This window comes from Candidatus Tisiphia endosymbiont of Hybos culiciformis (assembly GCF_964030975.1).
Classification (GTDB): Bacteria; Pseudomonadota; Alphaproteobacteria; order Rickettsiales; family Rickettsiaceae; genus Tisiphia.
On sequence record NZ_CAXIQH010000001.1, the window covers coordinates 471,404 to 486,410 of the forward strand.

General features: G+C 34.4%; 10 protein-coding genes. All 10 read right to left on the reverse strand.

The genetic code is table 11. The features are described from left to right. Positions 1–14 precede the first annotated feature (14 nt). Positions 15–2,951, reverse strand: a complete 2,937-nt coding sequence (locus ACQH2P_RS02485; protein ID WP_425362852.1) for a TrbL/VirB6 family protein — start codon at positions 2,949–2,951, stop codon at positions 15–17. Beyond that, positions 2,948–3,280: a hypothetical protein gene (locus ACQH2P_RS02490; RefSeq protein ID WP_425362853.1), complete on the reverse strand. Its 333-nt coding sequence runs from the start codon at positions 3,278–3,280 to the stop codon at positions 2,948–2,950. Before ACQH2P_RS02490 ends, ACQH2P_RS02485 begins: the two co-directional genes overlap by 4 nt. Further along, the gene (locus tag ACQH2P_RS02495) at positions 3,280–5,295 is read right to left on the reverse strand and encodes a TrbL/VirB6 family protein (RefSeq protein WP_425364084.1); all 2,016 of its coding nucleotides are present in this window, start codon (positions 5,293–5,295) and stop codon (positions 3,280–3,282) included. The genes ACQH2P_RS02490 and ACQH2P_RS02495 overlap by 1 nt, the downstream gene beginning before the upstream one ends. Then, positions 5,282–8,332, reverse strand: coding sequence for a TrbL/VirB6 family protein (locus ACQH2P_RS02500; protein WP_425362854.1), 3,051 nt, complete (start codon positions 8,330–8,332; stop codon positions 5,282–5,284). Before ACQH2P_RS02500 ends, ACQH2P_RS02495 begins: the two co-directional genes overlap by 14 nt. A gap of 7 nt (positions 8,333–8,339) precedes the next feature. Beyond that, positions 8,340–10,754, reverse strand: coding sequence for a VirB4 family type IV secretion/conjugal transfer ATPase (locus ACQH2P_RS02505; protein WP_425364085.1), 2,415 nt, complete (start codon positions 10,752–10,754; stop codon positions 8,340–8,342). Between the two features lie 25 nt (positions 10,755–10,779). Continuing rightward, a complete protein-coding gene (locus ACQH2P_RS02510) occupies positions 10,780–11,067 on the reverse strand; it encodes a VirB3 family type IV secretion system protein (protein WP_425362855.1) in 288 nt (95 codons plus the stop codon). A gap of 97 nt (positions 11,068–11,164) precedes the next feature. Continuing rightward, a complete protein-coding gene (locus ACQH2P_RS02515; protein WP_425362856.1) occupies positions 11,165–11,317 on the reverse strand; it encodes a hypothetical protein in 153 nt (50 codons plus the stop codon). A 22-nt stretch (positions 11,318–11,339) separates the two neighbouring features. Then, positions 11,340–12,266 (reverse strand): amino acid kinase family protein, encoded by a 927-nt coding sequence (locus tag ACQH2P_RS02520; protein ID WP_425362857.1) that lies wholly within the window; start codon positions 12,264–12,266, stop codon positions 11,340–11,342. Continuing rightward, complete coding sequence (yihA, locus tag ACQH2P_RS02525; protein ID WP_425362858.1) at positions 12,220–12,828, reverse strand: ribosome biogenesis GTP-binding protein YihA/YsxC; 609 nt, start codon at positions 12,826–12,828, stop codon at positions 12,220–12,222. Before yihA ends, ACQH2P_RS02520 begins: the two co-directional genes overlap by 47 nt. Then, on the reverse strand, positions 12,818–14,506 hold the full coding sequence (yidC, locus tag ACQH2P_RS02530) for a membrane protein insertase YidC (RefSeq protein ID WP_425362859.1): 1,689 nt from the start codon (positions 14,504–14,506) through the stop codon (positions 12,818–12,820). Before yidC ends, yihA begins: the two co-directional genes overlap by 11 nt. Between the last annotated feature and the right edge of the window lie 501 nt (positions 14,507–15,007).

Below are 15,007 nucleotides of genomic sequence, written 5' to 3' on the forward strand. Positions count from 1 at the left end.
CTTGTTTTCAGTTATTACTTCATATCCGTATTAGAAGCACTTTCGCCACCTTCAGCACTACTTTTTGCACTTTCAGTCTTATTGTTACCATCGCTGTCCTTAGTATCACCTTTGGATATAGCTTTATTACCCTTATCGAGGGCTTTATTCCTATCTTTTAATCTTTTACTAGCACCTTGCTTGATTTCGTCTCTTCCTTTTTTGTCTAAACCAACTTTTTTCAAAGCTCCTTGCTCTATTGCCGATGACATCCCTTGTCCCATAGAGGTAGCAGAAGGGCCAGCAGTACTAGTTAATTTTGCTACCATTTGACCAGAAAATTCAACATAACCATACATTCCATAGGAAATGATAATCAATGCAATATAATGTTGCATATTTAATCCCATCATCCCAGAACGATGATCCATTCCCCAAGGTGCAAACCAATTGATACAAAAAATCTCTAAGTTAGAGAAAATTGCAGGAAGACCTTGAATAGTAGGGAATGGAACTTTTATTGGTAAAGCACATTTCCAACACACACTATAACCAGTTGTAAAATCCAAGTAAATTGTAAACAACTGAGTAAGTATAATAATTCCCGCCATTAAGATTACCGGCTCTATCATATATCTAAAAGTAAACCTCACCCAATTATCAAATAAATATCTCGTAAAATCAAATAGCATGAACGTAAGAAATAGTGGAGCTATACCGATTAACAAAGCTGTTGCCATAAATGCCATAATATAAACTGCCACCGCCCGAAGAACGGTAATGATTACTATAATTATACTAATAAATAGTATAACAAAATAAATCAGCCCACTAAGACCCATTGATAATAAAGATAGCACTTGACCAGCAAAAGTTTTACTAAATAATATTTTACTCATTAATGCATCTAGGAACATAAAAGGATTTGATATCTTGTCCGTAGACGAAAACATACTATAGCCACTCATATTGGAAATTATCCCATCTGAAAAATTAGTGATAAAATCAAATATATACTCATTAAAAAATCTAAAAGTACTCTCATTCATTAATCCACTAACTATAGCAATTTTTGCTATCCTAATTACCAAATCCTGTTGATTGATTTTAACAATACCTAGTAAAAACATTGCTCCATACGACATAACGTAAAGAATTAATACTGCTTTTATATAGTTAAAAAAGTTACTACAGGTAGTAACTCCACCACCATAGCATGTCATATTCTGAAAGATCGTTACCGCAGCACCTTTGATTTTTCCTTTTAATAACTCAAATAAAGGATTTAGAACATTAAAAGTAAAACTACCAACCTTTTGTGAGGTGCGAAATTCTACTTTGTACCTACCATAACTTTCTTTATAATCCTCTTGTTTATTGAGGATTCTCATCCATAGATATCCATTATCATTCGCAGTAATTTTTGCATTACCGTCTGCATCTTTCACACCAATATTAGTAGGGATATAAGATGTACCAGGTTTATTAGGATTCTCACCATATGGCATTATTAAATATTGTACTTTACCACGATTAGTCATATCATCATTAAAACTATTACCATTACTTCTTCGACATTTGGTCTGCTTAATGTTTAACACATAACCACCAGTATTTTCACTATAGTCAGTATATTTTGACCAGAAACGATATTGTAAATAGCTTTGTCCTGTAGCGGTTATAATATCGTTATAAATAATTTTATATTTCTTATCATCTTCTTTACTATTATTTACCGAATCGTAATCTTTATCTTTATCTTTATCAATTATTTTAGCAAATCTATAGCCTGTTCCTAGAGATTTAGTCGGAGTTTCACTATTATCTATCCTGTATAATAGACCTGTTGGACCATCGGCAGAATACCAGAAATATCTTTCTTTCTGATATTCTCCTTCTATATATTTTCTGTCTTTTTCTCCACGATCAATACCTGGACATGTAGAAGATGAAATATTTGAATTATTAGAACATTCTGGATGAAAATCCGTGAATAGCTTATCAACCTTGTCAGACCACGGAGATGTAAAGAAACCATCATCTCGATAAGGCTCTGGTGCCACCCCCTTAACATTAGCCCAAAACCCAATCTTATCACATATTGTTTTCCAGTAACTAGCTAAATGACCTGCATCTAGTACGCATACCCCATAACCTAACTCTCGATCTTCTGGCTTACTCCAACACACCGATCTTACGGCATTACTATTAGCACAATTCTTTGCATTTGGATTGTCACAATTTGCCGGCGGCGGACTACAACCAGTGACATACTCCCCAGAATATATTGAATATCTGCCACATAATGGGCTGTATTCTCTCTTCCCTTCCGAGCAATTTTCCTGTTCTATAAAATTTTTAGATTCACCATCTTGTTTAACAAACTTAAAAATATTTTTTACACTAACATTAGCCATATTTGGCAGTTTCTTTTGATCCGGTAAAATTGATATTACAACCTTATCATTAGCAAACAATTCAGCTATATTTCGCCATTCATCAGTTTTAGCATCAAAAATTAAGGATAGCGGTTCTGCATTGGTTTCTTCAACCCTAGGAATAGCAACTTTGTTACCATTACTATCCAAATCTGAAAGTTGTTGAATATTATTTTTTGGTATATAAGCTCGGCAAAGGCTTATATTACCATCTATTTTAAACTTAATCTCCTGCTCATTTGTAACAGCTAGGTTAGTATTTAACCATTCTCCATAACGGTTAGGATCATACTCCGTTTCAAGCGAGCCATCTGGTTTTGTTTTAGTAATTACAGTATAGTTTGCTGTTGCATTAAGCATCACCGTATTAGTAATACGATCGGTAGTATTACCACCTTTTGTGTCATCATATCTCATAAGACAACCATTAGTAATTTTTACTGATCCTATCATCGCAAGCACTACCATAACAACGCTAACCAACAAAGCAATTATGCCTAGTAACATTATAAGTTTTGATAAATTTCCTTTCATATGATAATATCCAAGTTATAGCTAACCCGAGAAGGTTTTAGCCATGGTAAACTGACGCTATTAACGAGAAGGTGTGAATCAACGAAGCAATTGTAAGTTATCATTCCTAGCTGCGACGGAAATCTATATCCCACACTGAAGCAAGGGTAACACAAAGCAGGATCGATTCGTTCAAACTTCATATCGCCTCGCAATTGTAAGTTGTCATTCCCGCGTAGGCGGGAATCTAATATCCCTGCTTTCGCAGGGATGACATAAAACAGAACTGCTTCATCGCTAATAAACGTTTGTGAATTTAGCGTAATGTTAGTCGGGTTGTCTATAATCATCATCCACCACCACCTGAACCCATACCACCACCTGAACCCATCTTATCTCCAACCGCCCCCTCACCACCACTAGCTGAATCTTTTGCTTCTTCTCCTCCTTTCCTTGATTTTTCTGAAGCATCTGCAATAAAGTCAATCCCTTTCTTAACCATATCAACTATCTTAGTAGGACTGGCTGTTACAGATTCCATGATAGGACCGCCAGTAAGCTCAGCTGCAAATTTACTAATTGATTTTGAAAAATAATAAAAAATAATTGAAAAAACTAATACATAGAGTAAATCTACCATTAATGAGAAGATATCCGTAACAATTGATTTAACTGGGAAAATACTTAAAAGATGATTCTCCCAGCCTGTCCCTGAATAATATTGTAACAATTTATATCCAACGCTATTTCTACAATCTTCAGGTTTATCCATTGGTAATCTAAGCTCAAAAGTACTAAACTGAACATTAGCACTAACATAGTCATGCCTCATAAATTGACAATTCTTGTATATTGCCGAATCATACATAGTAAGTAGCAAGGCAATAAAACCAGCTACTACTGCAGGTTGCAATGCACAAGATATACAAATTTTTAGCCATGCATCAAAATATGCTTTAGTTCTAGTAAATAAAACCATAGGAATAAATATAGGAGAAATATAGGTCATGACATATATGGTAACTAAACATACTAGGTAATGGGTTATAAAATATAAAATTATTGACACAAATATTACAGAAAATATTAGTCCAGATGCTACTATTATGATATTGCCAGATAATAAAAAACCAAATAGTACGATAAAGAATCTGAACGCTCCCACCCTACCTAATGCATCCGGAGCTTCACTCCCGGGTTTTTTGGAAATTTCAATAGCAGTACCTTTATTATCGCCTGACACGCTATTAATGTTATTTAAAATAGCTTCTGTATTATAGATTAACCCCATACCCAAATAATAAGCTATCCGACAATCAACAGCATCCCAAAGGGCATAAAAACTATAACCATTTTTATACTTCTTAGCATCAAACTCACATAATCCTCTAGAACCACCAGCATTAAAAACTATTTGGGCAAATTGTGGAGTAAGTTCAGTAAGTAACGGTAAACCATACTGCAACATACCATTGTCAGTAGTTTCTTTACCACCCTTAAAATAGACCGGTCCAATACCAGTAGCAAAATAAGTAACCAATATTAGTTTCATAACAAAAGTTGCTATTTTATCTATATTACCATATTCTTTACTTAGAATCATATTAACAGCAAAAAACATAACATATAATATTAATGCTGCCCTAATAGATATTTTCAAAGATTCTTGGAATTTTGAAAAGGGATTAAGTCCAATCAAACTAACCTTATCATTTTTTGGATTACAGTTACTATAACGGAAAAAAACTTTATCAAGAGTTTCCTTCATACAATCTACAGCTAACCCAGAAAAATTAAATAACGACTGACTTTTAGTAGTACCCATATAACAAGTTCTACCTATGTTCCGACATTGTTCATCTGACGGTAATGGCGGAGCTGGTATGTTAGTATGCCTACAAGCCAATGGAAGCTGCCCTTTTGAGGTAGACATTACTAGGCACAATAATTTTTTATCGATAATTTTTACTGTCAAAATAATATCCTTCAATAAGGTATTGCCACCTAAATCAGGATTATTATCAGTGCTTAACTCACTAAGACGCCTAGAATCATTTAAATTAAGAGTAATAACTTTACATTCTGGAGAACTCCCTTCTTTATTTTTTAGACAAAATTTAAACTCTGAATCAATTGGACTAGTTGGCTCACAAGCACCAGGAGTACCAATCATATCAATACTAAACATAATATGACCGTAAGCAGTATTCTGCTTTAAATAATCATCTGCCCCAAATGAAACTGATGGACACATATTTCCATAACCAGCAGAAACCCCAACATTTCTATAACCAGCAGAAACCTCAACTGAAAAAAATATCAAGCAAAATTGTATAAAAATTTGTATGACTTTATGAATTTTCATCAGAGCCATCTTTTTTTACTTTTACATTAGTTCTATCCGCTATAATTTGTTTAGCTGCTCTATTTTTAAGAGGTTTTTCTTTGAAATCTTTAAATGCCTGTTCCTCTAATTTAGCATTTCTATCTTTTATCTCACGATTTCTTATTTCTTGTTTAACATAACCAGCCTCTCCGGGTTGTAAGGTATGCTCCTCCATTTCTTTTGGAGTTTTAGGAAGTAACCCATATGATTTTTTTTCTTTTGGCAATGTCGATGCAGAACCTACTTTGTCCAGAGGTTTGCCTAATTCTTGTTTATTTGTAGCTAGCTGTGGTGAGCTATTAATAGAATTGCTTGTTTCTGCTATTGTCGTAGTTGGAACTAAAACAGCTCCGTCACTAGTACTAGTCTCAAAATTAGCTCTCGATTCATGTGAGGATCCTGCTCCACTTGAAGAACCTCCTTCACTCACACCAGTTGTAGTAGCTTCTGTTATATGACGGATTGGCAGAGAAACTCCACTACCACCCAAAGATTTCATTCCCCCTCCTACTGATCCAGTAGCTCCAACCGAACCGCCGGTGCTTACGGTATCTCCTCCTGATTCACCACCACCACTAGAGTCACTATCTCCTGCTAATTCACCTTTATCTCCACTACTACCACCACCTTTGCCACCTCCAGCTAAATCCTTAGCTCCACCGCCCCCAGCTGCTTTATCGGCTGCTCCCATTTTTCCAGCCGCTCCAATAGCAGCCATACCAGCTTTATATATTGCTTGCGGATGAATGGCAACACTGCTAAGTGCTACACCCTCGGTCATATCAGCTGCAAAGTCTGCCAATTGAGCACTAAGGTGATACATTAAATACAAAGTAAAGCAGGCAGTAACTAACGCTAGAACAATATCCTTAATTTTCTCAAAAACTAATTTTGGTGATACAAAGAACATACCGGGTCCCATAATAATACCCTGGAGAAATTGGAATTTAGATAAATGACTACTTGTACTGCCACTTCCTGGTTTTTCTGTGAGCATTTCATTTAGGTTATCTTTAGCAAAATCAACAACTGTTGCAAGTGGATTATTAAGCATATAACCTAAACTATTCTTACAACTTTTAACCTCGGCTTCACTATTATATTTACTCCAATCATTATCAACAAAAAATATTTTTACAGCTCTTTTTCCGTCGCCTCCACTTTCTATACTATTTTGTATAGTTTTACTTGTATATTTACAGTGACCATAAAAACCAACATCGTAAACCGAAAACATCAGAATCATAAAGGTTACCACAACCATAGGCTGTAACAAAAATGATATTAGCAACTTTACCCACGATTCGAAGTAACCGCGAGTATATTCAAATAAAAACATTGGTACAAAAAGAGGGGCTAAAACACCCAATATTACTATAGATATCATGCACATCACTGTAGCATTCACCATAAATGCTCCAACAGAAATCACTAATAAAGGATAAGAAAGTGCCAAAGACACAAGAGTCATGTTACCTGAAATAATAGCAGGAATCAGTAAATATACATAGGGTGGAGCTGAAAAACTAAAAAAGTCAAAATTCTTGAAATCATGATTTCTATATTGATTTTCTACCATTAGGGTTGATAGTATATCTAATCCCAAATAATGACTTACTCGACAATCCAATGCATCCCATAATGGCATATAAGAAAGACTTTTATCGTTATAATCTTTGGGTTCAAATTTACACAAATCTGATGGAGAAGCATTCATAACCCAACCACCAAGCGTATCTATTCCTCCTAATAACAAAGGAAAAGCCCACTGCACCATACCATCTAGCCGATTATAGTCAGAACTACTACCAGGAGTAATGTTTATACCTACAGAGAAATAGGTTACAAATAACATTTTTAATACAAAATTAATTATTTCATTTTTAGGCGGAATATCACTAGAAAGTACGATTTTAAAACCAAAGAAAATTACATATATAGTTAATAAAGCAGTAACAGTTCTGTGCATATTACGTTGGAACTGAAATAATACACTACTCTCCCTTTTACTAGAATTAATCACTTTATTAACATCATCAAATGTACAAACATCTTTACTAATCAGTAATCTTGCTGTCATTTCCTTAATACATTCGATTAATGGTGCAGATATGACTATCGCTGTTTTAGAGTTATTATAAGCCCTTTGGTAACAACTAGAAGATGACAAGCCGCAATCAACTATTGCCATTGGGTCAGTAGCAGCTTTATTAGAGCCTTCTTTAGCATTGCTGCTATCAAGATTCATAAAAGACGCATACATAGATTCAGGGTATGGCTCTCTAATATACTTACAGCCAACCGCTACCCAATCTGCCAATATAGTGGGAGCAGCTACACACATAGTATCCTTTTGCTTTACTACTTTAAAAACAACTGGCAAAGGCACGTCCAACATTACACCAGTATCACCATCTTTTTGATCCTTATAAATAGTGTGGTATCCGCCTTTATTGCTCTTCCACGCCTCCATAATATCATCCCACGGATCTGTACCGGTTAATACGGCTTTAGCAATAGCAATAGCAGAAATGGCTATTGCCTCAAATCTAACAGCTGCTAACTTAATATTATTGCAAAATGCAAATGTTAATTTGGGATCATTGGGATCAATTTTATTATTTCTTGCACACTGCCCCCCGGGGTAATCGTGATCAAATAATACATGATCATTTATTTTAAGACGCAGCATCGTATTAGCATAAATTCCTGGCGATATTATATTCGCAATACCAAAGGAAAAAAATGATGCTGGTATACAAGTGTGAGAAAATTCTGTACGTAATAAGTCGCCAACACCTTGAGTCTCACAGGTCAAACCTGAAAGAATATCAATTATAGTATCTAAAGTACCTTTTTCTTCTGCATAACTATTATGGATAATAGTAAAATTCAATGTACTACATAAAATCAATATCCTACCAAATGTTTTAGCACCATATAATAAATACAATAACCAATTGGTACTGAAGTTACAGCATAATAGAGTTAATAATTTTTTATGTTTATAATGCATAAATTAACTAAAGTGACTTTACTTCCTCATAGAATACAGGCAACCATTTTTCAGGATCATCACCATATTTCTCTCTAATCTGATTCAACAATAACACCGTTTCAACTCGACCAGAAAGAACATTAATAATATTATTCATACCATCTAAATTTATTTTAGCAACAACCGCATCTACTCCTTGTTTTATTAGAAAATAACGCGATGTTGGATCTGTAGTTTTTATTAAAATATATTCACGTTGACTAAGCATAAAGGCACTACGATAAATATCGGTTGCCTTAAGGTTTGGTAAGAATATTTGTGTAGCAGTTTGTTGAATCAAAGTATCGCTAATTCTGCTTTTAGCTGCATCTTCAACACTTTGGGTAGCAAAAATTACAAAAGTATTTAACTTACGCAAAACTTTTAGCCAGTCCTTAATTTTCGGAGCAAATACCGGATTATCAATCAAAGCCCATGCCTCATCAAGAACTATCATAGTTCTTTGACCATCTAAAGAAATACTAATTCTATGGAAGATATATAGTAGTACAGGAGCAAGACTAATTGGATCTTTTAACAGCTCTGTCATATCAAAGCCAAATACTCGGGCTTTCTGCAAATCAATATTATCTGTCTCGTTATCAAATATTCTAGCATGAGAGCCTCTACCAACCCACATAGCAATCCTACCTGCCAAACTATTAGGACCGTCGATACCTAAAAATGCTACAACATTTTTTAATCTTCTATCCTTCTTCTCCAGCTTAAAATTACCACTTACTGCTTGTGATAGAGTCCTATTATCTTCTGATGATAACGATTCTCCATTAGAAGTAACCAATACTTTAAGCCACTCTAATATAAATGTTCTATTCTCTCCAGTATCATCAAGTTGCAAGGGATTAAAGTTACATTCTCCCCCTGGGTCAATTGTGGTATAAACCCCGTTAAGTGATCTAATAAATATTTCAGCACCGTGATCTTTATCAAAAAAGAACATTCTAGGTTTAAATTTTTGTGCTTGTGCACATAAAAAATTCATTAATACTGTTTTACCAGCTCCAGTTGGACCAATAATCAAACTATGCCCAACATCCCTAACATGGAAACTGAAATAAAAAGGTGTACCCGAAGTAGTATCGAGTACAGTCACATATTCTCCCCAATGATTATTAAAAACCTTACCTAATGGATAATTATGCATAGATGCAAAACTAGCCATATTTAAAGTATTGATAGTAGATCCTCTTACTATATAATCCATATTTCCAGGAAGTTGTCCCCAATAACTCGGTTCCATATTAATTTTTTCCCTAACTGGTTGAATTCCAGAATTGGACAGCTCAACAGAAGCCATAGATAGGGTATCCTCAAGGGATTTTAAATTACTATCAGAGCATAGAAGTGAAAAATGGTGTTCTCCAAAACCAATATCACCACTGGTAGCCATATCAAGTGCTCGAGAGATTTCGGCGACTTGTGATACAGCCTTATCGTCTGCTTGAATCATCCTATTTTGTTGTAGTTGCATTTTATTAATCGCCACTGTTCTATTAGCAAAAATAAAACTCTGCGTCATGACAAACTCAAAAGGCATTTGTAAAAAACCATCAAAGAGTCCAGCTGATGTAGATGGTCCATATTCTAAAATACTTAGTATTCCAGCGTATCTTCTGCCGGCTGGACCACGTGCTTCTATAGACCTGGAACCAAAAAACAATCTATGGGTTGGAAGATATTGGTCTATTGAACTTCTTGGAACGACCATCTGCATTGAAGAGCCACAATTCACAAGAGTACCAAGAAACTCCATAATATCACAACAATAACCACTACTAGATTTGCGTACACCAAGTAGCCTGGCACCATAACTATGGAATGTATTAACTACTCTCGAGGACATTTCTCGCAAACTTTCTTGCATCTCTCGCATGTCATTTTCCCAAGCCAATTTATTAGACTTTTGCATTAGCTTCTTAATGAGGTACTCGATTACAGCAACTCCAGCTTTATCTGGTCGATAAAGGATACTAACGTACAACTCATTAAAAAACGATCTAGAGCCGGCATGTTTCTTACGCCATTCATTTGATAAATAAGTTGTGAAATCATTAGGCACTTTTATGGTAGGGTCAGAGGTATATTCAAGCCCATCAAAAATCACTGGCCTACGCCTTCTGATCGTGTGGAAATACATCACAATATTGCCTGATGACATATTTTTAAGTAACGAATTCCTGATATTTTTTTTAATATCTAGATCCTCATCATCAGCTGTTTCAAAGGAAAATCCTCCTATCTTTACTACTTGTAATAATTCGTTATTTTTGGTTAGAATAGTATTACTATCCCAATGGCACTTATAAGGAATAAAGTGCGAAGTAGGCTTTTCTTTCCTAGCTCTCGACTCTTTGGCTGTTTTTGTTACAGATAATTTTATCATTTTGTCATTTTATACTGTTCTTTTAAATACCGTATGAGTTCGCTCCATAGAATGATTTATTGGGACACTGACTACATTTAGAAGATTTATTTAACAACAATTCTATAAATCTTGGTTCTTTAAAACATATTACATACCCTATCATATGAATTACAAAGGCAACAAGCAAATTCATAATACTATTACTTTGAATAAATAATGACATAGACATGATCATATTAAGTGCTGCAAATTTTATACTTACACCAAATATCATTGCAGGTCTTGTTAAACCAACAAATAATGGATCTGATACTAAACTACCTGACATAAATTAACCCTCTTTAACCCAAATTCGGCTATATCTATAAATATAGCAGATTTTTATGCTCCACTAATAGCAATTATCTTTTATTTTTGTAGTAGGGCTAACCCGAATAAGTTCTAGATATCTCAGGCGTCATTGCGAGACCACGTAGTGGTCGTAGCAATCCAGGCTCTTGGATTGGCTTCGTCGCCACCATAATAGTGGCTCCTTGCAATGACGCCAGGCTATTTTCCCTATGACTTTTAAATGTCATGCATAAGATTGCCCACATCTTTTTATATAATTGGCAACTCGCGTTCTTTACTTGTAAATATGCTTAATAATATAGAGTCGGGGAAAGTTGCATTGAGAAAATGCACGTAATCAGTATTGTTTTGAATAGCACTTAAAGCCGCCCCAATCAAACCAACTTTTTTTGGATCAACAGCTTCATTCAACATCTCTTTTAATACATTAACATCCTGTACGCGTATATAGTTCTCTTCGGTAAATTCTGTTCCATCACATAATAATACCAGATGCTCTGCATTTAATGAGGAAGCAATTATTGAGGCAGTCATATTTACATCCAACAGATGAGTATTACCTTTTTCATCACTGGCTACTGGTGCTATAACAGGAATAATATTGCTATCCTCAAAATTTATTAAAATCTCAGGGTTTACTATAACTGGTTCACTGATAAACCCAATATCTATCACATCTTTATTCATGTCTCTCTTATGCAGTAATTTTGATTTCTTAGCCTGAATAAGATTAGCATCTTTGCAGGAGATACCAATAGCATAACAACCTAAACTACAGAGCTTGGAAACTATACGCTTATTAATATACCCGGACAAAACCATTTCTATAATCTGCGAACTTTTATAATCCGCTACCTTAATATTATCGATAAATTTCTCATCGCAACCAAACAATTTCAGCGTATCATTCACCAAATTAGTATGATCATGCACTATAAAGATTTTGATTCCACAACTATCAAGTAGCTGTATTACTTCTGCAAAACTCGTCAATAATTTGTCATCACCAATAATTAACGACGGTAGCTTAAATACCATAACTTGATCTCTAACTTCACTACTACGTCTTATTATATCTTTGATTAAAGCAGTATCTTTTACATGGGTAAAATCTTTACCTTCTTTTTCTTTATAATTTAATGCATTTTGCCAAACTAAACTGCAATTCTTTTGCACCTTCTTTACTCCTACTACTTGTATAAATTACATTACAGGAGTAGCCTAAAGTTGCAAGAAAATTCTGTGCTACCATAGTAAGGTTTTCTTTATGTGTTACCTTATCTGACTTTGTGAAAACAATTTGAAAATCTTTATTGCAAGAAAGTAACAATTTAGCAATTTCCATATCATTCTGCTTTACGCCTCTTCTAGCATCAATCAACAAATTTACTAATTTGAGGTTTACACTCATTCGGAGATAGTATGTTATTAATACTTCCCATTGTTGTTTTATATATATGGGAACTTCAGCAAAGCCATATCCAGGGAGATCAACTAAAATAAGTTTATCGATAATAGAGAAAAAATTTATTTGCCTAGTTCGACCAGGAGTATTAGAAACCTTAGCAATACTCGAATTATTACATATACTATTAATTAAACTTGATTTACCAACATTTGATTTACCAACAAAGGCAATCTCTGGCACAGATGTGTTGGGAAACTGATTTATTTTTGCCACACCAGCTATAAATTTTACCTCTTGACGGAAGAGTTTTGTAACCTTATCAACCGACATTATTATCTAGCTTATTGATGTAATATTGCTGAATTATTGATAAAATATTATTCCAGGACCAATAAATTAATAATCCAGCTGGAAAACTACTAAACATTACTAAAAAAACCAGCGGCATAAATTTCATTACTTGTGCTTGAATTGGGTCAGCTGGTTCTGGACTCATCCTTTGCTGTAGGAACATAGTCATAGCCATAAAAATAGGCCATACACCAATCATCAGGAAGCTTGGGCAAGCAAATGGCAGTAACCCGAACAAGTTAAAAATTGATGTTGGATCGGGAGCAGATAAGTCTTTTATCCAACCAAAAAATGGTGCCTGACGCATCTCAATAGTTACGTATAATACTTTATAAATTGAGAAAAATACTGGGATTTGTACAATAACCGGCAGACAACCAGCTAAGGGATTAACCTTCTCTCTTTTGTACAAAGCCATAACTTCTTGGTTAAGCCTCATTTTATCATCAGCATATAACGCCCTAATCCTCTCTACTTCAGGCTGAATATTTTTCATTCTTTTCATAGAACGATATGACTTATTAGCCAAAGTAAACATTAGCAGTTTTATAATAACAGTTACAATCAATATACTAACACCAAAGTTACCAACATAGCGATAGAAAAAGTTCATAGCATTAAAGACTGGCTTAGTGATTATATAAAACCAACCAAAATCAATTGCCCGGTCAAATAACTTAATATTATATTGCTTTTCGTATTTATCCAATAAATCAACTTTCTTTGCTCCAACAAATAATTTTTGTGATATAGCAAACTTTTTTCCTACTTCTATGGCGTGAGTTGAGGAAATGAAGTCAACCTGGTATTTTTCAACACCGTTCTTTATTGCATAATTGAAGTTAGAACTATACATGCTAACTTTATCCGGAATTAAGGAAGCTAACCAATATTTATCTGTTATACCAACCCAATCAACAACACCTTGCAAAAATTTCTCAGTTTTCTTATCTTTTAAATCATCAAAAGAATGTTCTTTAAGCCTACCATCAATAACACCAATTGGCCCTTGATGTAGGATATTAACTGATTTCTCTTTGCCAATATATTTACGGTTAATTAATCCATAATATTGCACTGAGATTTGTTGCTTACTATCATTCACCGTAGTTTGATCTATGGTAAATAAGTAATTACTATCCATGCTTATAGTAATCAAGAATTTAACCCCATCTTTGTTAATCCATGATAAATTTACAGCTTTTGTAGGCGTTAACTCATCATTATCAGCCTGCCAAAGAGTTTCGCTATCAGGAAGAATAGTACTGTTATCTTTATTAAACCAACCTATTTCAGCAAAATAGGCTTCTTCTGACTGAGAATGAGCAAATAACACCACAGGTTTACTGTCTGGTGATAGATCTTGCTTATATTTCAACAAAATTAAATCATCAAACCGCAGTCCTTTTAAAGATATTGATCCAGAAAGTAATTCTGAGCTTATCCGAATTCTCTTAGTAGAAATAGGTGCTTCAACTTCTTTAGGGCTTTCTACTTGAATATTCTTTTTCTTTAACTCTTGAACTTGCTTATTATATATTTTATTTTGCTGTTCTAATTTTTGTAATCTTGGTTTATCATAAAAATATTGCCATCCAAAAATAATACCAAGGGACAGGACAATGGCAGCTGCTAAGTTAAATATGTTGTGGTTCATTACCGATCTAAAAAATAATTTATATTATAAAAATAACAATGGATAACCATTATTTATAGCTAAGTCGTTATAGGTTCTAGATAGCCTCTACGTTATTGCAAGAACTCACTTCAGTGACGAAGAAACAATCCTGTTGTGTGTCATACCTTTGCTTCAGTGCGGGATCTAGCATAGGTTATCATTCCCACCTAGGCGGGAATCTAGCATAGGTTGTCATTCCCGCGTAGGCGGGAATCTAGATCCATGCTTACGCAGGGATGACACTAAAGATTGCTTCGTTCGGGCTTCGCCCCTCTTCACAATGACATTTAGGAGACTACAACAATATCAAGACCTATTCGGGTTAGCTATACTTCCCCTATAAGTTCTATAAGATTTAAGTAGATTAATCAAGAAATTTGATTTATCGATATAACAAAGTTATCCTGAACTTGTTTCAGTATCTATGTATACGTAACAATATCCTGGAATAAATTCAGGATGCCCCCTAACTGAAACAAG